18 protein-coding genes are annotated in these 24802 nt (G+C 56.8%); 7 read left to right on the top strand and 11 right to left on the bottom strand.

Going from position 1 to position 24802, the window contains the following annotated elements:
• Positions 1-24: 24 nt before the first annotated feature.
• Together AB1L30_RS15555 and larB are read right to left on the bottom strand one after the other, a co-directional pair.
• On the bottom strand, positions 25-897 hold the full coding sequence (locus AB1L30_RS15555) for an NAD(P)H-hydrate dehydratase (RefSeq protein WP_367014346.1): 873 nt from the start codon (positions 895-897) through the stop codon (positions 25-27).
• Positions 898-913: 16 nt separating this feature from the next.
• Positions 914-1690: a nickel pincer cofactor biosynthesis protein LarB gene (larB, locus tag AB1L30_RS15550; protein WP_367014345.1), complete on the bottom strand. Its 777-nt coding sequence runs from the start codon at positions 1688-1690 to the stop codon at positions 914-916.
• 187 nt (positions 1691-1877) lie between these two features.
• Here larB and AB1L30_RS15545 point away from each other — a divergent pair, with 187 nt between their 5' ends.
• Complete coding sequence (locus tag AB1L30_RS15545) at positions 1878-3188, top strand: Gfo/Idh/MocA family oxidoreductase (protein WP_367014344.1); 1311 nt, start codon at positions 1878-1880, stop codon at positions 3186-3188.
• A 93-nt stretch (positions 3189-3281) separates the two neighbouring features.
• Here the strand turns inward: AB1L30_RS15545 and AB1L30_RS15540 are convergent, their stop codons facing one another.
• Positions 3282-4484, bottom strand: coding sequence for a hypothetical protein (locus AB1L30_RS15540; RefSeq protein WP_367014343.1), 1203 nt, complete (start codon positions 4482-4484; stop codon positions 3282-3284).
• 332 nt (positions 4485-4816) lie between these two features.
• On the opposite strand from AB1L30_RS15540, the gene AB1L30_RS15535 reads away from it, so the two are divergent.
• The 5 genes from AB1L30_RS15535 to AB1L30_RS15515 all read left to right on the top strand — a co-directional run bounded on the left by AB1L30_RS15535 (position 4817) and on the right by AB1L30_RS15515 (position 10518).
• Positions 4817-5767 (top strand): bifunctional riboflavin kinase/FAD synthetase, encoded by a 951-nt coding sequence (locus AB1L30_RS15535; RefSeq protein WP_367014342.1) that lies wholly within the window; start codon positions 4817-4819, stop codon positions 5765-5767.
• A 29-nt stretch (positions 5768-5796) separates the two neighbouring features.
• Positions 5797-6786, top strand: coding sequence for a DHH family phosphoesterase (locus tag AB1L30_RS15530; RefSeq protein WP_367014341.1), 990 nt, complete (start codon positions 5797-5799; stop codon positions 6784-6786).
• Positions 6787-6996: 210 nt separating this feature from the next.
• A complete protein-coding gene (locus tag AB1L30_RS15525; protein ID WP_367014340.1) occupies positions 6997-7572 on the top strand; it encodes a Rieske 2Fe-2S domain-containing protein in 576 nt (191 codons plus the stop codon).
• Positions 7569-9593, top strand: coding sequence for a cytochrome bc complex cytochrome b subunit (locus AB1L30_RS15520; RefSeq protein WP_367014339.1), 2025 nt, complete (start codon positions 7569-7571; stop codon positions 9591-9593). The genes AB1L30_RS15525 and AB1L30_RS15520 overlap by 4 nt, the downstream gene beginning before the upstream one ends.
• A gap of 196 nt (positions 9594-9789) precedes the next feature.
• Complete coding sequence (locus AB1L30_RS15515) at positions 9790-10518, top strand: hypothetical protein (protein WP_367014338.1); 729 nt, start codon at positions 9790-9792, stop codon at positions 10516-10518.
• Positions 10519-10558: 40 nt separating this feature from the next.
• Here the strand turns inward: AB1L30_RS15515 and AB1L30_RS15510 are convergent, their stop codons facing one another.
• The 8 genes from AB1L30_RS15510 to AB1L30_RS15475 form a co-directional block, all read right to left on the bottom strand.
• The gene (locus AB1L30_RS15510) at positions 10559-10966 is read right to left on the bottom strand and encodes a hypothetical protein (protein WP_367014337.1); all 408 of its coding nucleotides are present in this window, start codon (positions 10964-10966) and stop codon (positions 10559-10561) included.
• A 222-nt stretch (positions 10967-11188) separates the two neighbouring features.
• Positions 11189-14203 (bottom strand): nitrite reductase large subunit NirB, encoded by a 3015-nt coding sequence (gene nirB / locus AB1L30_RS15505; RefSeq protein WP_367014336.1) that lies wholly within the window; start codon positions 14201-14203, stop codon positions 11189-11191.
• Between the two features lie 422 nt (positions 14204-14625).
• Entirely contained in the window at positions 14626-16215 is a 1590-nt protein-coding gene (locus AB1L30_RS15500) for a multiheme c-type cytochrome (protein ID WP_367014335.1), read from the bottom strand.
• Positions 16216-16387: 172 nt separating this feature from the next.
• Positions 16388-17566, bottom strand: a complete 1179-nt coding sequence (locus AB1L30_RS15495) for a DUF1573 domain-containing protein (RefSeq protein WP_367014334.1) — start codon at positions 17564-17566, stop codon at positions 16388-16390.
• Positions 17567-17618: 52 nt separating this feature from the next.
• A complete protein-coding gene (locus tag AB1L30_RS15490) occupies positions 17619-19877 on the bottom strand; it encodes an O-antigen ligase family protein (protein ID WP_367014333.1) in 2259 nt (752 codons plus the stop codon).
• Entirely contained in the window at positions 19878-21044 is a 1167-nt protein-coding gene (locus AB1L30_RS15485) for an MraY family glycosyltransferase (protein ID WP_367014332.1), read from the bottom strand.
• Between the two features lie 91 nt (positions 21045-21135).
• Positions 21136-21672, bottom strand: coding sequence for a DUF4416 family protein (locus AB1L30_RS15480; RefSeq protein ID WP_367014331.1), 537 nt, complete (start codon positions 21670-21672; stop codon positions 21136-21138).
• A gap of 127 nt (positions 21673-21799) precedes the next feature.
• Positions 21800-23149: an outer membrane beta-barrel protein gene (locus tag AB1L30_RS15475; RefSeq protein ID WP_367014330.1), complete on the bottom strand. Its 1350-nt coding sequence runs from the start codon at positions 23147-23149 to the stop codon at positions 21800-21802.
• Positions 23150-23714: 565 nt separating this feature from the next.
• Between AB1L30_RS15475 and AB1L30_RS15470 the strand changes: the two genes are divergently transcribed.
• Positions 23715-24737 carry a DUF1559 domain-containing protein gene (locus AB1L30_RS15470; RefSeq protein WP_367014329.1) on the top strand — a complete coding sequence of 341 codons (1023 nt, stop codon included), beginning with the start codon at positions 23715-23717 and terminating at the stop codon, positions 24735-24737.
• Positions 24738-24802: the final 65 nt, after the last annotated feature.

Genomic DNA, 24802 nt, shown 5'->3' with positions numbered 1-24802 from the left:
GGAGGTTGCAGCCGCTTCCTCGAGTTATCGACGCGACGAGTAGTCGCACCATGCGTCTTCCAGAAAGTCGAGTAGATCGGTCGCGGTAAGACCGGGCTGTGATGTTTGCTTCACGGCAATATCAGCCGCCAAACCATGGAGAAAAACGCCTAGAACCGCCGCGTCATAGGCGGAAAGTGACTGAGCGAGCAGCGCTGTGATCAATCCTGTCAGCACATCCCCCGAGCCGCCCGTTGCCAGTCCTGGATTGCCGGTTGGATTGTGCCATTGACGCTCGCCGTCGGTGACCAGCGTCTGCGGTCCTTTCAAAACGACCACCACTTTCTGCTCTGCCGCAAGTTGAATTGCCGCCTCTTTTGCTGCTGAAATTTCTAAATGCGGCTTGCCGACAAGTCTTCGGAACTCGCCTAAATGCGGTGTGACGATGCGCTCTCCCGCAGCATTTGCGAGTGGACACGTAGACTGAGCGAGCAAGTTCAATCCATCCGCGTCGATCAGCATCGCGCGCGGAAAGGTCTCGAACAATTCGCTGAGCAAAAGTGTCAAGCCACGCGATTGTCCCAGCCCAGGTCCGATACCTAGACACGTGGCCGGATCGAGCTTCTCTTGCAGGCGTGCTTTGGCATGAAAAGGAATGCGTCCGTCGCGATCGGTCGGCAGGCTCCACGTCATGTAGGCTGCCTCGAAGTTGGCAACCGTGTTGATGATCGCGTCAGGAACGGCCAGCGTTACCAGACCTGCTCCACCTTTCAGACATGCTCGACCAGAAAGACTGATCGAGCCAGGCATACCGAGCGACCCGCCCACCAGCAACGCTCGACCGAAGGTTCCCTTATGCGAGTCGGAATCACGCGGCGGGATAATGGGGAGGCCTTCCGGCAGCGGTGCTGGAGTCATGGAGTGAACTCGGGGGTTAGGTTTCCGTCTGAGGTTTGGCCTGATGAACTCGCAGCGAAATCAGGCCTGCGAGGTAGGCCCCTTTAAAGCCGGCGTCGATGTTAACGACGGTGACGTTCGACGCACAACTGTTCAACATACCCAGCAGCGCGGCAACCCCCTGGAAGCTGGCACCGTAGCCAACGCTGGTCGGAACCGCGATGACAGGACAAGCGAGATGGCCACCCACCACGCTCGGCAAAGCGCCTTCCATGCCAGCCACCACGATCACGGCGTCGCACTCGCTAAGCTTGTGAGCCTGCTCGGTAAAGCGATGCGGTCCAGCGACACCGACATCTTGAATGAAGACCGGTTCGATGCCCATCCAGCGTAGCGTCTCGCGGGCTTCTTCCGCGACCGGCAGATCGCTGGTGCCGGCGGTCACCAATCCGACATTGGCCCAAGACGATTCGTCCGACAACGTACGGAACGTTCGGGCGACCTCGTTGTACAAGCCATCCGGAATTGCCGCTTTGAGGGCAGCACCTTTCTCGGCATCGATACGCGTGGCCAGCGACTTGTCGCCCCGTTGCTTTTGAGCCTCGAAGATACGGGCAATCGTTTCCGGGGACTTGCCTTCACCGTAAACCACTTCAGGAAACCCGCAGCGTCGCGCACGATCGACATCGAGTGTGGTGTCGGTGAGTTGTTCCGATTTGGGCTGTAACACTTGCAAACAAAAGTCGGCCAGGGTGACCTTACCTGCGCGATATTGCTTGGCGATACGTTCCAGTTCGTGGCGTTTCATGGACATGCGAGACAGTATTGGTTGGCTTGAATCGAAGGGACAAACGCTGCATTATACGAAACGGCCCGCCTTTGGGGCGGGGGCCGATTTCTTTTTGGACAGACCGTATTCCGGCATGGTTTAATAACCGCAAGGATTCGGCCTCACCGTCTCCCTCCCCCCTTCCCTACCTGCCTTGTTTGAGGACTGCCCCATGAATCGTCCCGAGACTTCCTCTCGTCGTAACTTTCTGAAGGCCGCCGGAACGGCCGCGGTCGTGGCAGGCGTTGCCACGTATGTGCCTCGTCATGTGCTGGGTGCCGACGGCTCGCCGGCCGCAAATGACAAGGTAAACCTCGGCGTGATTGGTTTCGGCAATCGTTGCAAATACGTGATGGGGGGAACGCTGCCACATGAAGACGTTCGCTGCGTCGCTATCGCCGACGTTTGGTCGAAGCATCGTGCCGATGGCAAAGCGATGGTCGACAAGCACTATGGCAACTCCGATTGCGAAACGCTCCGCGACTTCCGCGAACTGCTCGATCGAAAAGATATCGACGCCGTGCTCATCGCGACGGGCGATCGATGGCATGCGGCGGCTTCGATTCTGGCGGCCAAGGCAGGCAAAGATGTCTACAGCGAAAAGCCGTGTGGCATTACCATTGAAGATTGTCAGCAGCTCGCCGACACGATCACTGCGGAGAAGAAAGTCTTTCAGGCTGGGACCCAGCGCCGCAGCGTTCCGAATTTTCAGAAAGCGGTCGAACTGCTTCACTCCGGTAAACTTGGCGAACTGCAAACAATGCACGCTTCGGTTTATCGACCGGTGCTCGACAACAGTTGGTTGCCAGCCCAGCCGCAGCCATCGCAGGAAGACGTCGATTGGAACCTGTGGCTCGGCCCTGCGGCCTGGCGTCCGTTCAACCTCGCTTACGTGCAAGGGAAGTGGCGTGGTCAGTGGGACTTCGATTCCGGGGCGCGACTGCTGGACTGGGGCGCCCATACGGTCGACCTTTGCCAATGGGCGAACAAAGCGGACGGGACGATGCCGATCGAGTTCGATCCTTACGAGAACGGTATCCACTGCCGTTACGAAAATGGCGTGAAGTTGGAGATCGACTTCCTTGATAACCCGTTCGGTGATCGTTCGCCGCAGTACATCACGCGACTCGGCACCTGCCCGGTTCGATTTATCGGAACGGAAGGCTGGGTCGAAACCGGCGACAGCGGCGAGATCGTTTGCTCGTCCCCTGCCCTGCAGAAAGAGATCACCGAAGATACTTCGCGCGTGCGTGGGCTCGATGTCGCCTCGCATTCGCGTAATTTCCTCGATTGCATTCGTTCGCGAGAGCTGACCGCGGCGAATCAAAACGTGATGCGGAAGTCGCACATTGCCTGTCACGCGGCGGCCGCGGCTTGGATCTTCGATCGCAAGCTGGCGATTGATCCGCAGAAAGAAACGTTCATCAACGATGCCGATGCCAACGGATTGATCTCCCGGGCGGATCGAAATTGGAACGTCTAACGCTCTGTATTTAACAGTATGAAATTAAAAAAGCCTCGGCCGAGAATCTTCGGTCGAGGCTTTTTTGTTGGATTCAATTCAAGTGAACGTGACCTACTTGGCGGCTTCGTTTGCTTCTCGCTCGGCTTCGCGTTCTTCGCCATGCAGTGCCGAGATCTCCCAACTCATGCGTCCCAGCCAGATCGAATAGATCATCAGGCCACCCACGACCAGCACACCGCATGGTAGCGCAATGTACGCGAGTCGTTCGATGCCGGCAAAGAAGTAAAGCATGTAACCAAACCCACCGACTGCGATCGCCAGGAAGAAGGTGGCCACGTAGAACATCAACCATTTGCCGGTCAGCTTGAAGAGCGAAAACACAATCATGTTGCTCCACGGCGTGATGATCGAGTTTTGATCGAGTAGCGATAGAAACGCGACCGGGAACGCCAGGAAGCCCAACGCCAACAAAGGTAACGCCAGCGTCAGATCGATGGTGGCAACAATTGCAAACGGAATCAGCGCGAAGAAGAGCCCCGCCACGAAGAACAGGGCTTCCATCACGCGATCAAAAATTCCCAGCTCCGGCCAATCGAAGTCATCCATGCCGCTGGAAATCGACATGGTCAGGAACAAGAAGTAGCTCCCCAGAAACACGACCGCGACGGCACCCAGACAGACCGAAAGAAACGTACAAGCCAGACTCGCCATGTAGGACATGAAGGTTGGCGGTGTCACGTTGTAGTAAATGAAGGCGTTGACCACCAGATAAAGCACCATCGCCGTGAACAGCGACAGAAACACCCATCGCATCAACAGGCCGACGTCGGTGAACAGGCCGACATCGCGTGATAGCTCTTGCGGAGAAAAGCGAATCGGAAACTCGACCAGCCTCGCTCTCGGATCGTAATCGATCGGTGTGAGTGGTTCGCGCGGCTTGGAAGGTACATCGTCGTCGATTGCTTCGACTCGGCGGCGTTCCTCGAAAGCACCTTGGGTTCGTTTATGCAGCTCAGGCCGCTCGGCTTGTTCGCGGATTTCTTTCTCGGCCTGCGACATAAGATTCTGCCCCAACTTCTTCCGGGCTTCATCATGGCTGTCGTCGACATCTTTCAGGCCGTAAATGTCCTCGATGTCCTCTTCCTCGCTCGGCAACTCCAATTTCTTTTCCGGCTTGGTGATGGTGAGGATATGACCGCAGTCGGGGCATTCCATCTTCCGGCCGGTGTCTGCGGTCAGTACGGTCAACCGCGTCGAACATACGGGACAGGTCACATCATGCGTTTTCGAGGAGGACGAGGAGCGCTCAGTCACAGATCGGACCTTCTAGCAAATTAAACAGGGATGGGCAGTCGATAAGGAAATTCTACCGTGTGGCGGCCGAAAAGTATTTTTTTAAAGTCGTTCGCGATTTCCTGGCTTAAATTGGAGGCAATTTGCGATTTGTTCTCCCAGCGGGGGATCGCTGGTGCCAGGCATATCTGTACCGATTGTCTCGATTGGAAACCACTTCGTGAAGCGACTTGGCCACAAAACGGATGAAGGTTTGGTTGTCATTCCTGGCATGACGAATCAAAATACGTCTTTTTCACCCGCGCGGTTGGGCAAAATATGCCATCCGCATTGCCCTTGGGCAAAGGCGAGCTGTGCAACTTTATCGTGACCTGGATTCGCTTTCCGCAGACTTTCGAGGCGGCGCGCTAACGATCGGCAACTTCGATGGCGTCCACCTGGGGCACGCTCGGATTGCGCAGTTGATTCGCCAACGTGCCGACGAAGTGGGGGGACCCGCGGTCGTCTTCACCTTCGATCCGCATCCTGTTCGATTGCTTCGGCCGGAACTCGAACCACCTCCGCTGACCTGGACACGCCGTAAGGTCGAACTACTGGGCAAGCTCGGTATCGATGCCGTCATCGCTTATCCGACGACGCGTGATCTGTTGAATCTTTCGCCGGAAGCGTTCTTCGAGCAGATCGTCGTGCAGAAGATGGCTGCCAAGGCGATGGTCGAAGGCCCGAACTTCAATTTCGGCAAAGACCGCGCCGGCGATACCAACACCTTGGCCGAGCTGTGCCACAAGCACGGCATGCAGCTCGATATCTTACAGCCCTTTACCCGGCCTGGCGAAACCGAGTTCGTTTCTAGCAGCCGCATTCGTAAGCTGGTCGCTGCCGGCGATGTGAAGCTGGCCGGCGAGATGCTGACCGAACCTTACCGAATTCGTGGCATGGTCACGCATGGTGCCGCCCGCGGTTCGCAGCTTGGGTTCCCGACCGCAAATCTGGAAGCGGTCGATACGTTGGTTCCGGCGATTGGTGTCTACGCAGGCATCGGCTATCGCGGCGACGAGATGTTCGCCGCGGCGATCAACATCGGACCGAATCCAACCTTCGGCGAGAAGGCCCGTAAGATCGAAGTCCACATGATCGGTTTTCAAGGCTCGATTTATGGCGAACCACTCGAAGTCTCGTTCCTGAATCGGCTTCGCGATGTGATCAGCTTCTCGGATGTGGAAGCACTAAAGAAGCAGTTGGACATCGACGTCCAGACCGCGATCAAAACCTTTGACGAATACCAGGCAACCCGCGACCTGTGAGGCAGGTCCTCAGCAATTTGGATAACCGGATGAGCATTGACTGGAAAGCCCTGCGAGGGGCGTTGGAAGAACCACAGCGATTTGTGATCACCAGCCACGTGCGTCCCGACTGCGATGCCCTGGGTAGTGAATTGGCGATGGCGGCGATCCTGCGGCAGCTTGGTAAAGAGGTCGCCATCGTCAACGATTCTGAAACGCCGAATCATCTGCAGTTCATCGACCCGGACAACCAGATCAAGCAGTTGGGGAAAGACATCACATCCGAAGAGGTGCTTTCCGGTTTCGACGCGTTTCTGGTCGTCGATACCAGCGCCTGGGTTCAGCTCGGGTCGATGGCCGAACTGATGCAACAGTTCGAAGGCGTGAAGCTGGTGCTCGATCATCACGTCAGCCAGGACGACCTGGGGGGCGAGATGTTCAAGGATCCCAAGTGTGAAGCGACCGGCCGACTCGTGTATGAAGCGGCCAAGGATTGGGGGATTCCGATCACCCAGGAAATGGCTTTCGCAATGTTCACCGCCATTGCAACCGACACAGGGTGGTTTCGATTTCCATCGGTCAGCGGCGACACCTATCGGGCGATCGGCGATCTGATCGACGCCGGCGCCGTGCCGAGCGACGTTTACGGGCACTTGTTCGAGAAAGAACGTCTGCAGCGGGTCAACTTGCGGGGCCGTATTCTGGCCAGCGCCAAGGTAATTCTTGAAGGACGTCTTGCTTATAGTTTGGCAACTCAGCAAGACTTCGAAGAAACAGGGGCTACCCCCAGTGACACGGAAGACGCGATCAATAAGACTATGGCCGTCTCCGGAGTTGAGGCTGCGATTCTCTTCATCGAATTGCCTGGCGGCGAGGGTGTGAAGGCCAGTTTCCGTAGCCGTTCTTCGCTCGATGTCGCGAAGCTCGCTCACCAATTTGGTGGTGGCGGGCACGTGGCGGCAGCGGGGGCGTTGATCAAGAAACCTCTGGACGAAGTCGTCTCGATGTTGCTGAAAGCGACCGAGAAGGCCATGGGCTAAATCGAAGGTTGAACGATCGCGGGTTGATCCCTTCTTCCCGAGGCGGAGCCAGGTGCGTGATCGCTTGGGACCTCCTTCTAGCCTCTTCATAATATTGGGCAACGACCGGACCTCATTATGCATAGGTCCGGCTTGCTGATTGTCTTACGGAACGAAACGTTCTGTCGATTCACCACGCGGGCGAAGATCGCTCACGGAGTTTCACAATCTATGGCGAAGAATATGGAATCGATTCCACCTCAAGAGGATCGACGCGGCTTCTTCTCGAAAGCGGCCGCGGTGGTTATTGGTGGTCTGGTTGGCGTCATCCCCTTTGGTGCCGGTCTGGCGACGCTGCTCGACCCGATCTTTCGGAAAGGCGACAAGGGAGAGTTCCGCAAGATCGCGGCTCTCGATGCCATTCCCGATGATGGTTTTCCAAGAAGATATCCCGTGATAGCTACGCAGCGGGATGCCTGGAATGTCTATCCCAACCAGCCGATCGGCGCGATCTATCTGCGACGTCTGCCCGGCGAGTCAACCGTCGAGGCGATCAACGCCGTTTGTCCCCATGCCGGTTGCTTTGTCGACTTCAACCGGGAAGCAGGCGACGGAGGCTTGTTCCAGTGCCCTTGCCACCGCAGCGACTTCAAGCCGGATGGCGAACGGTTGGAACCAGAGACCTGCCCGAGTCCCCGGAACCTCGACACGCTCGAGGTCGACCAGAAGAAACTGGCCAAGGGAGAAGTGTGGGTTGATTTCAAGAACTTCAAAGCAGGACATCCAGAGAAAGAGCCGATTCAATGAAAACGCTGATCGATTGGATCGACAACCGAACTGGCATTCGTCACGCCGTCAACGAAGCACTCTACGAGAACATCCCTGGCGGTTCGCGCTGGCGCTATGTTTGGGGCAGCACGCTGGTGTTCGCCTTCATGGTGCAGCTGATTACCGGCATCTTCCTGTGGGCGTCGTACAGTCCGAATGCGAAGGGAGCGTGGGAGAGCGTCTACTTCATTCAGTACGAAATGCAGGGAGGCTGGATGGTGCGTGGGATCCACCACTTCATGGCCCAGATGATGATCGTGCTGCTGGCCGTGCACTTTCTGCAAGTGGTGATCGACGGAGCGTATCGCGCGCCGCGTGAATTCAACTTCTGGACCGGGCTGATCTTGATGCAGATCGTGCTTGGTCTCTCGCTGACCGGCTACTTGTTGCCGTGGGACCAGAAAGGTTTCTGGGCGACGCGTGTCGCAACAAACCTCGCCGGCTTGCTGCCTTGGATTGGGGACGATGTGCAGAAGATCGTGGTCGGCGGAACCGATTATGGTCACGCCACCCTAACCAGGTTCTTCGCCTTGCATGCTGGCGTTTTACCAGCGGCCCTGATCGGCGTTTTGTTCCTGCATATGGTGCTGTTTCGTCGGCATGGTGTGACCGCCATTGGTGCCGATAAACGTCCCGCTGCTTACTTTTGGCCCGACCAGGTCTTGAAGGACGCGGTTGCGTGTCTGGCGGTGATGGCCGTGGTGATGTTCTTTGTTTTGCGTGGCTTTTTTTTCGCCGGCGAAGATCATTCTGGCTTGCCGATCGAAGCCCACCTCGGCGCAGAGCTTGGTGCCCCTGCCGACCCGTCGACACCTTTCTCGGCGGCTCGACCTGAGTGGTACTTCTTGTTCCTGTTTCAGTTTCTGAAGTACTTCCCCGGCGAAGCAGAAATCTATGGTGCGATAGTGATTCCGATCGTCATCATGACCTCGTTGTTTCTGATGCCGCTCGTTGGCAACTGGAAGATCGGGCATGGTTTCAACATCGCCTTGATCGTGGCCCTATTGGGCGGCGCTGGCTTCTTGACCTTCGTCGCGATCCAGGAAGACCGAGCCAACGAGTCGTATCACCTCGCGACCGAAGAAGCAGAACGGAACGCGATCCGCGCGATCCAGTTGGTGCAAGCTCCGACTGGCATTCCAGAGACCGGCGCGGTGTCGTTGATGCGTAACGATCCGAAGACGCAAGGCCCTGTTTTGTTTGCCGCCAACTGCAATAGCTGCCACGCCTACAATCCAGTGGCCGAGTTGTTGCCGTTCGATTCACTGCGTGGCGAAGGGCTAGTACCGCCGGCGCCGGTCTCGGGACCCAACCTGTATGGCTTCGGCACGTCGAAGTGGGTGAAGGCCTTCCTCACGCCGAACCCCGTTCGCATGGAAGCCGAGATCGTTCGCAAAGATGAAGAGCGAGCTGGCAAGCTTGGCCCGCAGCAGTCGAACGATCCGAAGGAAATCGAAGTGGTGCCGATCAACAGCTTCCACTTCTTCGGCGGCACGTCGCACCTGGAAGGCGAGATGGCAGGCTACGTGACTGAAACCATGTCGGACACGGACGAATGGTCGGACGAAGATCTGGCCGCGATCGTGGCGGCGTTGGCGGCTCAAAGCGGGATCGAATCGGAAGCGGAGCTTGGCCCCGGCAAGATTGCCCGAGGCAACGAACTGCTGGTCAGCGAAGACCACTGTGCGATGTGCCACAACTACGACGCCGAGAGTGATTATGGCGACGCGGTCGATCTGAATGGATTTGGTTCGCGGCAGTGGTTGATGGACTTCATCAGTAATCCCTCGGCGACTCGGTTCTACGGCGACAACAACGACCGGATGCCGGCGTTCAACGAAGATCCGCACAACGAAGTCTCGAATCGCATCTCAAGACGAGACCTCGAGATCATCGTCGACTGGCTGCGTACCGACTGGTACGAACCGCATCCGGCCGTCACAGGTACCCAAAACGAAGAGCCATCGCCAGAAGTTGATGCCGAGGTGCCAACTTCTTAGGATTCGTTCTAAGTGGCTGATATATCAAAGCTTACGAGGCGATCCCCTTCCGTGGGGCTCGCCTTTTTTGCTGCGCGGAAAGAGCGAGGCACCCCCTGAGATTTTTCCTATTTCGCCAGAACGGTTCAATCCGCAGGCCTCCCGCAGCCGATAAGGAAAGAAACCTAACTCGATCTTGTTCGAAAGTAGCTAGCAGATGTGGTGCCCTCGTTGTCAGATTCAAGTCGCTGGAATTGCCTCGCCTCGCGAGCATTCGGTGCTTGTCTGTGCGAAGTGCCAGACGCGGCTCGATTCTTCGGCAGAGACGTCTCACGTCAAGCGTCCTGCTGCAGCGTCGGCAGAGCCGTTGCCGGGGCTTCGCCTCGATACGCATCGCATGCAAACCACGCTGGGACGGATTGACCGTCTGGTGCAGCGGTTTGAAGAGCCAGCCCATTTCGATGATTTGCCAGAGCTGCGTTCGGCGTCACGTCCACGACCCGAACCAGCCCTGCGAGACGAGTTGCCGGAAGTGAAGCCGGACAATGGCTTCCCCTGGTTAGCATCGATCAGCCTGGCAGGCGGCGTCATGCTGCTGGTCTGTGGCTGTTTTCTGATTGTCTGGAGCGTCGTCACGCGTCGCCCGGAACTCTTTAATATTGGCTTCCCGATCGCTGTGGTTTCGCTGGGCTGTATGGCCTTAGCCGCATGTTTGTTTTTCCAGGAAGCTTCCGGTCGCCAGGCCGAAACGCAGAAGTGGCTGGCAGACGTGCAGAATCAGTTAGGCGGCATTCGCGAGATCGCCAACAACAGTCGGCACTCGCTCGGTTCGATTCCCGAACTGCCGAGCTCCCCTGCCCCGGCCACCAATGATCGACTGGTTCAGTCGGAAGAACGTTTGAACCAACTGCGTCGCCGTCTGAACGAAACGCGACGACTCTCTTAGAACGAAGCTTCGTTCTTCTCGTTCGCAAAATTGCGGACCACTAGAGAAACGTGTCGAGCTTCAGAAGTCTCTGCCCGTACCCTTGGAATACGATTCCGACCTGGCAGATCGCATACGCGGCGAGGGTTGCCTGGGCGATGGTAAAGGTCGCCAGCGTGGCCTGACCGATCGTTACGATGCCGACGCCAAACTGGGCGATGGTAATCACTCCGAAACCAAACTGCCCGATCGCGATCACACCGTTCGCGACCACCGGCGTACGGTTCGCGCGGTACTTGAACGAGATGTGTACCAGCGGCAGACCGAACAGTGTGGCCTTCGATTTGTATTCGTAGCCATAAGTCATTTTGGTGCGGCGACGATAGGGCATCGTCACTCCGCACTCTTGGCAGAAGTGATCCGAGCGGCTGACGAGCGCTCCGCAGTTGCGGCATGGAGAGGTTGCCATCACGTTCCCTTGCGAACGGAAAAGAAGCAAGCTGGTTGCCCCAGCGTAGCGTCACCGCTGGTGGCTCGCAATGAAAATCAGATGGCGGAATGCGATCACGGATCGCGTTGGCCTATCAAGAAAAGGCAAGAAACAGATGGGGTACGGTACGAATCGAGTCGCAACGCTCACGATCGCTGCGATGTTCCCATCTGTCTCTTGCGATTGTCGCAAAAGTTCCCCTCAACTCGCGACAAATGCCATCTGGCGGCTCTTGGGTGCATCGCACGCTGAAATGCAGTGGAGCTTTGTCGCCAGGGAGGCGTTCAAGGTTTCTTGCGGTGGCAACTGCACGAAGACTTGTCCGTTGTCGAGTTTCACCGGGAAGACCTGCAGCTTGAATTCTTCGCCCGTCAGACACTCGCCCGTTTCCAGCGAGAACGACTTCTTATGCAGCGGACAGGCCACCTTCGGCACACCCGCGGCATCGCCGATGATGCCGCGCGATAGAACGAACGCGTTCTTATGCGGGCACATATTCTGGCAGGCGTACCAGTCGCTGTGCGTGGTCGCTCGGAAGATGGCAATCTGGACGTCGCCATATTTCACCGCCGCACCACCATTGACCGGGAAGTCGGTTTCCATCCCCATCGGAATCCAACTGAGCGTCTCTTCGGGGGCTGGTTCGTGCGAGATGACCTGACCATCGAGCCCCTTCAATTCGACCAACGAGATATTCCCTTCCGGCCAATCGGCAGGTCGCTGCTGGTCACGTTCGGTGATGATCTCGATACTTGGTTCCGATTCGTCGGTGTTGACGAACTGTTTGAAGAAGGCCCGCTTTTCCGGATCTTCAACGACCGACTTCCATTCACATTGGTAGGTATCGACCAGCGTCTGCATCCGCGATTCCAGTTCGTCGCAGATCCCGAGCGAGTCGTTGATCACCACGTCGCGAATGTGATCGAGGCCCCCTTCCATCTTCTCGAGCCAGACGCTCGTTCGCGTCAGTTTGTCGGCGGTCATGATGTAGTACATCAAAAAACGGTCCATGTATTTGACGGCCGTTTCTTCGTCGATGTCGGCGACCAGCAAGTCGGCATGCCGTGGATTGGCACCGCCATTGCCGCAGACATACAAGTTGTAGCCGTTCTCGGTCGCGATCAGCCCGACGTCTTTGCCCTGAGCTTCGGCACATTCCCGCACGCAGCCACTGACGGCGAACTTCAGTTTGTGCGGAGCACGAATTCCGCGGTAACGGTTTTCGATTCGAATGGCGAACCCAACCGAATCGCCCACGCCGTAGCGGCACCAGGTACTGCCGACGCAGCTCTTCACAGTACGGACCGCTTTGCCATAGGCATGCCCGCTTTCAAACCCGGCGTCGATCAGTTCGGACCAGATGTCGGGCAGATCTTGCACTTTCGCTCCGAACAAGTCCACACGCTGGCCGCCGGTGATCTTCGTGTACAGATTGTACTTCTTGGCGACTTCGCCCAGGACAATCAGCTTGTCCGGAGTGATCTCGCCACCGGCAACACGCGGAACGACGCTGTAGGTGGCGTCGCGCTGGATGTTCGCCAGGAAGCGATCGTTCGTGTCTTGCAGCGTTTTGTGGGAGGTCTCCAGGATGTGGTCGTTCCACAGCGAAGCCAGGATCGAAGCGACCGCTGGTTTGCAGGTTTCGCAGCCATCCCCTTTACCATGAGAGGCGAGCAATTCGTCGAACGATTTAATCTCTTTGATTTTGACGATCTCGAACAGTTCCTGCCGTGAATAGGCGAAGTGTTCGCACAGGTCTTTGCTGAGCGATTTGCCTGCGGCTGCCAGTTCGGCTGAAAGGATGTCGGTCACCAGCGGCATGCAGCCACCACAGCCGCCGCCCGCCGAAGTACACTTCTTGACTTCCGCTGGGGTGATCAAGTCGTTGTCGCGAATGGCTGCGCAGATCTGTCCCTTGGTGACATTATTGCACGAGCAAATCTGGGCGCTATCCGGCATCGAAGCTGCCCCACCCAGGGCTGCCGCTCCGCCGCCATCGCCGCTGGTGCCCATCAATTCACTCGGCGAGCACGGTAGCGGATCGCCACTCTTGGCGAAGATCGAAAGCGTGCCATACTCGGAGGCATCGCCCACCAGAATGCCGCCGAGCAAGGTCTTGCCATCCTTGCTGAAGAGCAGCTTTTTGTACGATCCCTGGAATGGGTCTTCGATCACCATCGAGGTGCTGATGTCGTCGCTCGCTTCGTAGTTGCCGAAGCTGGCGACATCGACCCCCATCAGCTTCAGCTTGGTCGAAAGATCGGTTCCGGCGAACTGGCGATCTTGTCCGCAGAGATTGGCGGCAACGATCTCGGCCATCTCGTAGCCAGGAGCCACCAACCCGTAGATCATGCCCGAGTGCAGCGCGACCTCGCCAATCGCGAACACTTTGGAATCGGACGTGCGAAGATGATCGTCGACCGAGATCCCGCCACGCGGACCGACATCGATCCCAGCATCCCGGGCCACTTCGTCTCGCGGTCGAATGCCAGCCGAGACGATGATCATGTCGACGTCGAGGGTCGTGTCATCGGTGAAGACCATCCGCTCGACTTTGCCATCGCCTTGGATTTCTTTGGTTCCCTTGTTCAAGTGCACGTCGACGCCGAGGTCCTCGATCTTTTGAACCAGTAGCTTCGAGCCACGATCGTCGACTTGGCGAGGCATCAGACGGGGTGCGAACTCGATTACGTGGGTCTTCATGCCCAAGTCGAAGGCAGCCTTGGCCGCTTCCAGGCCGAGCAGACCACCACCGATTACCGCGCAGTTCTGGGCGGTCTTGCCGTGGTGGATGATCTTCTCAAGGTCTTCGATGGTGCGATAGACATAAACACCATGCTTGTTGATCCCTTCGACCGGCGGAACGAACGGGTACGAACCGGTCGCGAACACGACGTAGTCGTAATGGATTTGCACCCCTTTGTCGGACTTGACGATTTGGTTCTCGCGGTCGATCTTGCCAGCGCGATCGCCGAGGTGGATCTCGACGCCATGCTCTTGATACCACTCCAGCCGCGCGATCATCAGCTTCTCGGCGTCGCGGTGGGCAAAGAACGAGGTCAGTCCGACGCGATCGTACGCAGCGCGAGGCTCTTCGCAAAACGTGACAATCTTGTACTGCCGGGCCTGATCGAACTCGACCAGCTTCTCGACAAAGCGATGCCCAACCATGCCGTTGCCAATTACCACGATGGTTTGTGGGTCGTCTGTCACCATGAGCTTCCGATTCCTCTGTTGATTGGACTTGCGCAGTTCGCCAACAAGCTCTTCGCAAGCACCGTGCCCAGAGAAGAAGGGGAATCTTTTGTCGATTTTGGGGTATGCGCAACTTCCCAGTGAACAACGAGTTGCGCGGACCTATTAGAAATGTGAGCCGAATTAGACCGCGACTGGCGACGAAATGATCGGTAGAAGATTCGGAGTATGCTGCGCAGGCAGGCACAGAAATGCGAGGCCTGTTCGCAGCATCCAGGTGATTCGAGGGCGATCTGAGCCCATGCCGATGTCGAGTTTTCGCCCAGGGCCAATCTTTGGCGATTGGTATGCCCTGCCCTAGTCAGATCGGGCTAAGACAATTCCCTGATCGATCGGCTGTAATAAATAGAATTACGATTCCGTATAGACTGAGATCTGGCAGCTTAATGCTTGATCTCTTCCCAGTACTTATCAAACGCGCCGTTGACGTGGAAGTCGGGGCTGTTGTCGAGGTCGTGGCACTTCAAGCAAGTATCGCGAGCCTTGTCCAGCGGAAGCTTCATTTGTTCGACCAGTTCCGCCGTTTGCTGGGCGGTGAAACCACCTTCCCCATTTTGCGAGGCAACGTGGGCCGAACCAGGACCGTGGCAGTTCTCGCAACCAACGTTCTGCATCAAAGGAGTTTCCGGGATGCTGAGGTAGCCAGACTGGTAAGGCTGATACAGTTCCTGGTTCCAACCAACCACGTGACATGCCAGGCACTCGGGGTCGAAGTGACGCGAGACCTGGAAACGTTCGGGCGGATGAACGAGCGAGTCGGTCGCGTGGCTATGACGCGAATTCTTCCAGACTTCGTAGGCTTCGCTATGGCAGTCGGCACACGTGTCTGATCCGACATAGGTATGACCAGATGGATGGGGCTGAGCCCGAATTCCCAGGCCATCGAAGCCAAGGGTTTCCAACTGTTTTTGATAAGCGGCTAACAAACGAAGCATTTCGTCTGAGTCGGCAAAACGCGAATCGAGGGGGACACGTTCGTAGCGGATCGGGTTCTGGGGATCGTTGAAGAAGCCGACCACACCGACATACATGCCTTTGGTGCCGACTTGAATCATCTGGGTATTGGTTCCGGCGACGACTTCCGGACGCAGAGTAGGCTCCCCTGCTCCGCCGGCGGTAACGACGATCTGAAAGCCTGGGAACGCCTGGGCAAACTTGCGGCTTTCATCAAGCGAAGCTTCAGCCAACAGCACGTAAAGCTGGCAGTTCTCCGCCTTCAACGCTTCCCAACTCGCCTTCAGTTCTTCCATGGGATCTCCCATTTCGACTTCGGCGTTCGAGACGCGTTGCTGTTCTTTAGCGCCCAAGACCCCGGTGATGCCGATCTTCACGCCGCCTGCTTCGACGATGCGATACTTCGGCGTGAAGCCGAGCAGGCTGGCGTTGCTCGAAACGTACTTGATGTTGTCTGGGTCGTCGGAGGCGACGGCGGCGAAGACTTCGTCGACCGACAAACGCAGGTCATCAGGCCCGAAGCTGATGGCATCATATTCCATCTTGTTCAAACCGTTGGCGGTGGTTTGGAATTTGATTTCTGCCTGGCGACCGAAGCGGCGGACCTGGTTACCGACATCCAAGGCGACGACGTCCCAGCCTTTGTCTTTCCGCAACTGATTGAGGAACGTCTGCCGACGCATCAGTCCCCCTTTTTGATTGGTCAGGCCAGTGCATCCACAAGGTTCGATGTAACCGTGCTGCTGACCGGTCAGAAAGAGTGCCAGTTCAGGCTTGGGCCAGCCCTCGAACAGTTCTCGGCGAGGAACGTTGGCTTCCCCCTCCTCCTGCTCTTCCAACTCGGCATGCATGGCGACTTGTTGGATTTCGCCGGCAGGTTTGTCGGTCGAAGCGGAAGGAATCGGCTTTGCGTCCGCGAAGTCGACGGTGACGGGGCCATTGTCGGCAACTTCGACCGCTGGCGACTCCGCAGATGGTGAAGTCGCTGGCGGGGCCTGCGTGGTTTTCGCCGGTTCCATTCCACATCCCACCCAGGCTGCTAGCGAGAGGGTGGCAATCATCGGGCAGAAAGCGAAGCGGCGAGAATGGATACGCATACGACCGTTGGGGGTGAGGGGGAATGTCAAACGATAGCTAACCCCCCAGTCTGCAGGAGGTCAGCGATTGCGTGCTCTCAAGGCAACGGTGAATCTACTCGACAGAGAAGTAAACACCAATATTGACCTCTTCAATCTCAGGATGACCTTCCACGGATAGCTCGATTTTTCCCAGATTCTCACGATCAGGGCCGAGGTAATTGCCGGGAGGTGCGTCGGCGGGAACTTCGATCGAGACCGGAAATTTCTGGACGCTTCCGTCGTTGATCGATTCCGGCTCACCCACTTCGACCTTCAGGTAGGAAGGAACGGTCTCTTTAAGAGCGATCTTTACATCGTTGCGATGGGTCCCTTTCACGATCAGAAACAGCTTCGTCTTCAGGCCATCGTGCTGCTTCAGTTTGTTGAGGTACAGCACCGCTTTTTCGCGGTCGTACTTCTTGACGGCGATCACTGAAATGTCACCAACGATGTACGTGTTGACGCTCAGCTCGAGCACGGGGGCGAACTCGCTGGTGGTGTCGGCGATGATCGTGTGATGGTTGTTGCCCAGCGGCAGGCCTGGCTTCACTTCGACAACGATCATGTAGCCAGCCATCGCGCCGTCGGTTTCTTGCAGCTCTTCTTTCGAGAGTGGGCGGCTGGTCACGGTGAGCAGGTCCGACTTGTCGCCGGTCACTCGCAGGTTGGTCATCTCGAACTCAGGTTCTTTGAAGCTCAGTACCTTGGTCGAAGCGGTTCGCGATTCGCCGGCCGACAGATTGGTGAAGCGAATTTCCTGAGGATCGAGGACGATGGCCTGAACCACATCGCCGGTGATTCGCAGTTCTAACAGCGACTGGCGAGGATCGTTCGTGCGGATACGGGCGGTCTGGGCGAAGTCTTCCTGGTACGCCTTCGGACGCCATTCCAGTTTGATCTCGGTGGAATCGCCTGGCTTCACGACCAGCGTGTCTCCTTCTTTCATGTCGGCCATGGTGCACTTGCAGGTCGTGCCTTCCATGGTCAATTCCAAAGGAGCATTCCCTTCGTTCTTCACCACGAAGGTGTGCTTGCCGACCGAGTTCAATTCCATGCGACCAAAAGTGTGGATCGTGCCACCTTCGACCGAGACCTTCGGAGCATCTTGCGTGATCGGGATCGATTTCCAACCCAGTTCCGGATCGGTCACCGGGCCGAAATGATTGGGCATATTGGCATCGCGATAGGCGACGGCAAAGCCTGCCATCGAGCCCACCAGAAGACAAACCAGAAGGACGGCAATTGGTTTCATGGCGTGTTCGTCGATAAGAATTGAAGCGAGGGGGGAAATGAGAGGCGAAACGCTACCTTCCCATTGTACGCAGATTTTCCATGACTTGTTTGGCGTAAATTTCGGCAGCGGGTGCCGCCGGCTGGTTTTCGATGCCGGAAAACGGTCCAGGGTCGTGAATTTTCAGGCGATCTTCCAATCTTCGCTCGGCATGCGGATTCAAATCGTCCAAACGGAGGGCTTCCTCCGCCTCGGCGACGCTTTCCTCCCTCAAACCAGCTAGATGCAACGCCCAAGCGAGTTGGGCATGATGGATCGCCCGGTTGGGGTACAGCCGGACCGCTTCGCGATAATGATCGATCCCTTGGAGCAGGTGATTCGGATCGTTCGACTGACGATAGATATCGAGATACCAGTTGCCGGCCGAGAAATGGAGCGGGAAGTAGTGCCCTGCTCTTCGGAACGTTTCATCGAGCGACGACTCGAACGCATCGAGCAGCGGTTGGCGAACCGGCAGCGGAGCATCAACGTTGTTCGCCCAACCCTCGAAGTAAATGTTGGCCTCCATCGCCGGGCCTTCTTTGCTCCACAGGTCGGCGGCCGAAGCTAACTTGGCCCGTTGTTCCATCTCGCGCCAGTCACCCCGACGCGACGCCATGTTCGCCAACGAAATCTGTGTCTTGCGACCGGTCGATGGTTGAATGCCCCACAGGATGACGATCATCAAGCCGACCAGACCGCAGCCCATCGGCAGCAGTTTGAATCGCCAGTCTTCGACTTCCACCGTTTGCTGCGAAGGAGAAGCGACCGCGGCCAATAGAAACAGCGACCCTGCCACGCTGGGGAAGCCGATTCCACCGGCGGCTAACAAATCGATCAGCAGTGCGGCCAACGCGATCGCCAGCCAGAGTCGCTGGTCGCGAACGATCGGTGCACCTTGCATTGCCAGGCCGACGATCACTGCCGGAACTATGCCAACCAACACCATTGTGAAGTCAGGCGTCATCTCTTGCATGATCATCTGCAACAGCGGCGCGATGAATGGTGCGATCGCGGCACCGATCCAGATGGGTTTCGCGGAAGGTGTGTCTTCGGCGGGCTTGGCAGGTTCTGTTTCAGTGGGTTCGACGTTCTTCGCCAATCGCATCGACCAGCAAACCATCGCAGCCAACAGCAACGCAATCGCAGGCGTCCCGGCCATCGCCCAGATTTCAAATACGAAGTTGTGCGGATCGGCGACCGTCTCGCTGGCCATCGGCAGCATGAACTGCGGATAGTAGCCTTGGAAGTTACCCAGACCACAACCAAAGATCGGATTGTGAGCGATGATTGCCGCGGCACCTTGCCAATATTGCAGTCGATACAGAACCGACTTTGGGGCTTCGCTGAGAACTTCGACATCCAGCACTCCGGTGACGAAGCCAATCATGAACAGTCCGAGAAAGGCTGTCAGGCCAATGGTAGGCACCAGCCAGGAAACGCGTTTGCCGATTCCTGACCCGTAAAACCCGATGAGCATCAGACCGAAAATCGTCGCCAACCAGGCGGTTCGACTCTTCGTGAGGAGTAAGCAGATCCCTGCCAACACGACGACCAGCGTCAGCCCGCCAATCCGTTTCCAGTCGGGGCCGTCGCCGAAGGCGTTCTTCAGCCAACCGATCGAAAGCAACAGCCATGGCACGAGAAAACCGGCCAACGAGTTGGTCAGCGTGAAGGTGGCCGTCGGTTCGGAGCTGTTGAGCACGCGATTCTCAAACAACTGTCGAACCGGATTACCTGGCGTCGGATCGATGCCGTTGTCGAGCAAGATTTGTTCGGGGTTGGCACGATAGGCGGCCTGCTGTGCCGGCAGCAAGACTTGATATTGATAGAGGGCATACGCCGAAACAAACGCAGCGAGGCAGATCATGACGGTCAATAACGCGTGACGCTGGGCATCGGTAACGACCCATTGGCGGATCAAGAAATAGGCGATCAGCAGATGGGCGTAATCCCAGAAGTTGTTGAACGCTGCCCGCAGGTTCCCTTCCCCGGCCACGAACCAAGTCGAAAACGCGAGCCAGGTGAGAAACCCGGCCAGGCACCATTCCGGCAGACCCCAACGGATTTCCAACTTCGGTTTCGCCAGCGCGGTCACACCCCATAGCAGCAGCAACAAGCACCAGGCAACCGCCAACCAAAGTTCGGCGCCTCGTTCCGGAGAGCCTTCGCTGGAAACCAACGGCGTCACGACCGCCAGCAACGCGATCCCGCCGCCGACCAGGTCACGCAACAGCGTCGAACTTGATTCTTCCGGCTGGGGACGTCGGTCTTGTTTGCTCTTGCTGGCCATTTACTCGGCTCGATTCCGTTCTTTGCGGCGGGCGGCTCGCTCGATCAGCGCGATCAAACAGAGCACGCAAAACACTAACATCAGCACCAGCACGGCACCTACACGATCGACCTGATGCAGCAGCATCGCACCGAGGCCGCAGGTCATCGTCAACAAATAGATCACCAGAACAGCGCTGGTTTTGGAAAAGCCCATCTCGACCAGACGATGCGAGAAATGGCATTTGTCGGCCTGAAACGGACTGCGACCTTCTCGCAGGCGAATGTAAAGGACCGTGATCAAGTCGTAGAGCGGAACCGCCAGAATGCACAGCGGTGCGAGGATCGCATGCTGGCGGTTGTCCTTATAACTGCCAAAGGTCGCCAGGATTGTCATGACGGCCATGCAAAATCCGATCAAATAACTGCCCGCGTCCCCCATAAAAATCTTGGCTGGTGGACGGTTGTGATAGAGAAAGCCAAGAATCGACCCGGTCAGTACCAACAAAAATCCCCCAACAAAAAGTTGAGGACCGGCGGTAGCTGGATCTGGAGCGAGCAGCAAAACCGACGCAAGCATGAACGAACCGATGCCGGCGATACCGGCCGAGAGGCCATCCATGTTGTCGAGCATGTTGAACGAATTGATCAACGCGACAATCCAAAACAGCGTGACAATATCGGGCAGCAGTGGGATATCGAGGAAAAAGCTGAGTTTCCAATCGAGAAACCAGACCACGATCGACGCGACAGCAAACTGCACCGCGAGGCGAATTTTCCAGCCGAGTCCGGTCAAATCGTCCAAAAGTCCGACGACCGCCAACACCGTCGCCAATGTGATTAGCGTCCAGAGCGACATCGCTTTGGCTTGATAGCCGGCCAAATGAGGCTGAGCAAAGTCCCAAGCCTTCTGCAGAATCGGTGTGCTGAAGGTGAGATCAGGGTGCTGAGTGGCATACCAGACGATCAGTTGGGCGATGGCGAACGGAACGACGAGGCCTGTCCAGATACCAATGCCGCCACCCAAAGGTGTGGGCGTGACGTGAACTTTCCGTTCATTCGGAAGATCGACCAGGCCAAGCCGCGGGGCCCAGCGGCGAACAAGCGAGGTGGTGATCAGCGAAATAATGAGTCCCGGTAAGATAGCCGCGACCACAAATGCCAACGCAACGCTGGGGCTCCACACCACGAATGTTTCCTACGAAATCGAGAAGCTGACGGAATAGGGAAACGTCCATTCTATTCCAAAGGAAGGCAAATCGTAGTCCCGCAATTCGGTTCTATCGAGCCAGTTGCTCTCGGAGGTAGAGACGACAACGGTCAAAAAAGGCGTGATACTCGGCTCGCTGGTAGTCGGGATAGGTCCATGGCCAAGACGTCCAGGCCTTTCGCCGGTAGTGCAAAGTGACCTCGGCGTAGATCCCATCTCGAAGATAAATGCGGTGATCACGATCTTTGGTCGTGGCCAGCACCAGCTTTGCTTCGGAAATGTAGCCAGGATCGAGATTCAGTGGTCGCGGTTCTGGCCATTGTTTCAGATCGGCATAGCGAACTTCGCACGCGTTGGATTGGTGTTTCCAGGCCGGCAATTCTTCCGGAGAGCGAATCGGGGCGAAGGCCCAGAACTGTTTCCGTTGGCCTGGTCCCATCTCTTCGTCGTAGTAAGTGGTCTCGGTCAGCAGAAATGGATCGCTTTGCAGGGCGATCGGGCCCCACATCGCTTCGGCTTCCGTGCGACCCCAGGCGAGTGCTTCGGGATAGCGGCTGAAGGCGGCGACGATCGGCAAGACCAGGCGAGGCTCCGAGATGTCTCCCAAAATAGTTTCCTTCCGAGGGGGCGGCGCGATCTGAGGGGCGAGATTCGGATCAGTGTACAAGAAAAAGAGAAGCCGCGGATGTTGCCACCCGCGGCTTCTCTTATGCGTCTTTCGACTGGTCTACACCTTAGAAGGTGAAGATGGCGTCGAAACCGTAGAACACACAGTCGTCGTGAGTGCCTTCGGCGTATGGCGTCTGAGTGTTGCCATAGATGCCGTCGAACTTCTCGAAGCGAACTTCAGGACGAACGGTGATGTTTGCTGTTGGCTTCCAGTTCAAGCCGACGGTCGTGGCGTAGTAGCTACCTGGGCCGTAACCGACTCGGGCTCCATCTTCGTCACAGAACCATTCAGCACGGATACCAGCCGACCAGCAGTCGTTGATTTCCTTGAACAGGTACTGATTGACACCGTACCAGTAAGCGTTTTCAGCAGCACCCAAGTTGGACTGAATGCCCAAGTCGTGCTGGAAGACGTAGCTGTAGCCACAACCAATGTCATGAGTCAGCACGAAGCTGTTCATGTAGATGTTGCCACCATTGGTCTTGCCCCAGTCACCGGCGTTGACCGCCCAAGTGATGGTGGTGCTGTCCGAAAGGTCACGGCTGATACCACCCAGGAACGTCGCTTGACCTTCCCAGTTGTCGAATGCCGTGTCCCAGCCTTGGACGTAACCGCCCCAAAGCGTGGTGTTTTCGATACCACTGTAGGTAGCGAGCACACCGCCGTGGGTGAACGGTTCGCCGTAGTTCATCGTGTAGGCGTACGAGGTGAAGAAGTTGTCGGGAGCTTGAACCACTTCGTAACCAATGATGGTGTAGAAGTGACCGACCTTAACTTCCCAGTCGCCCCAAGCGGCGGTCAGGTAAGCCTGTGGAATAGCCGAACCGTAGAGGGCTTCGCCCGCAGCGGTTTCAGCAGTGTTCCAACGGTTGTCCCAGCGGTAACGATCGCCGTAACCGAAAGCCTGGGTGTCAGGACCGTCAGCACCCCAAACAGCGTCAACTCGGTAACCGAGGTCGAAGCAGTAGGTTTCGGCGTCAGCGGCCTTTTCAGCGTACAACCAAACTTGATTGACGGTTGGAGCGTTCGAGATCTGACGGAAAGCAACAGGAGCGTTACCGTTGTTGGTGTTGACGCCGCGGAAGTTACCGTAGTAACCACCCGAAATCCAACCACCAATCGTCACGCCACAGTCGTTTTCACCGAACAGAGTCCAGGGATCGCCGTGTTCACAGCAACCGAACCAGTCCATGCCACCACAGCAGCAATCGCTGTAGCAACCACCAACATCCGAACCACACGTCAGAGCGTCGCCGCAGACGGTGGAATCGGCTGCACATCCGCAATCCGATGCGATTGCGTTATAGCTCACTTGGCTGGCACCGTAGTAACCAGCTTCCTGAGCCGAAGCGACGGTCGAACCGCCGACCATCATTGCGGCTGCCAACATGGCGGCCTTCCAATCCATTTTCATCGTAAAACTCCCTCCAATTCCCAGGAATTCGTGAGCGTCCAAAACGCGAATTACCCAACCCGCCGCTCGGTTGCCTAAACGCCCGTGTCCATTCGGGGCGGGTAAAAAACTTACGCTTCCCCCTTCGTTCCTCTTTTTTGATCCCAGCGGTCGCTTGCCGGTCAGGGCAAAACCGAAGGATCTATCGCCGCCAAGAGGCACGAAACGGCTTGCGTAGCGTCTCGCAGCTAGTCCAGGTTTAGTTGGTTTATCGATACAGCCGGCGCGGAAATTGAGTTCGCTATATTTGCCCCGACATCTTTGCGATATCCAAAAAGTCATCCTAGATTCACTAGGTTGCCATTTGGCGAGGTACCGGCTCGTTTTTGGGCGTAAATGCCACGTCAATGGTGGGGTAAGGAGGCTCGATTTCGCCGAAAAGTCAACGGAGGGGATCGTAAGTCGACAAATCACTTGAGTTTTGAGAGTGATTGGGTAACAATCCAAGAACAAAAGGAATGCAGCCAGCTTTCTAGCCTCTCCTTGTCTTGTGCCGGCTCACGACTCGCCCGGAAGGTCTATTCGAATGAACAGTTATGTTTCTCGCGCTCGTGTTGCGCGTCGCGGTTTTACGCTTGTTGAATTGTTAGTGGTGATCGCCATCATTGGCATCTTGGTCGGATTGACCCTGCCAGCAGTCCAGGCCGCTCGTGAAGCTGCCCGTCGCGCCCAGTGCCAGAACAATCTGAAAAACATCGGTCTCGCCCTGGCCAACTTCTCGACGCAGAAGCAAAACTTGCCAGTCGCTGTCGATCCCAACTATTTCACCTGGGTCTCGAAGATTCTCCCTGAGCTGGAACAGGGCAACCTGTACGAGAATCTCGACTTCACGACTTCCGCCGCTGGCCAGACGTTTTTGAGCCAGCAGCTCGATATCCTGGTTTGCCCATCCGATCCAGAAATGGGCAATACTGCCGCTACCGGCAACATCGGGATCTCGAACTATGCCGGTTCGGAAGGTTACCTGTCGGGTCTGGCTCAGCAGCAGTGGAACAGTAGTAGCTCGACGTCGGTTGCTGGTAGCACTGCCCGCCCAGCGTTCTTTGACTCCACTTCCAATCCGAACTATCACGATCAAAAGATCGATCTGGGTGGCATCTTCCGTCCCGACTTCGCCACGAACCTAGCCAAGGTGAAGGACGGTTTGTCCAACACGGTCATGGTGGGTGAAGTCACGGCTGCTGGTTTCACCGGTGGTAATACAACGAACACCAACTCGGGTGAGCCTGCGTTCATCACCTCGGGCAACGCTCGTTCGGCTCTGATTGGCGTTTATCCAACCAGCAGCTACACCACGACCACGACCAAAGACGACGACGGCTATAAGCCTGGCGGCACCATTCCTCCTTCCAAATTATTTGCTCCGACCTACATTTCGAGGCAGCCAATCAACAGCCTCGAGCGAAGTGCCTGCACGCCACACAACGTCGAGCAGGTTGTTATGGGTGACGGCTCGGTGAAGTCGCTGACCCTGACCATCGACAACAACGTCTGGATGCAGCTTTCCGCCATGTCGGACGGCACCGTTCTGGACGAAACGGCCTTCTAGTCGCCGAATACCAACACAGAGCCAACAAAAAAACGGGTGCGATGATTCGCACCCGTTTTTGTTTC

It is taken from the genome of Bremerella sp. JC817 (assembly GCF_040718835.1).
Classification (GTDB): Bacteria; Planctomycetota; Planctomycetia; order Pirellulales; family Pirellulaceae; genus Bremerella.
This window is presented reverse-complemented; position numbering and strand designations above follow the sequence as displayed.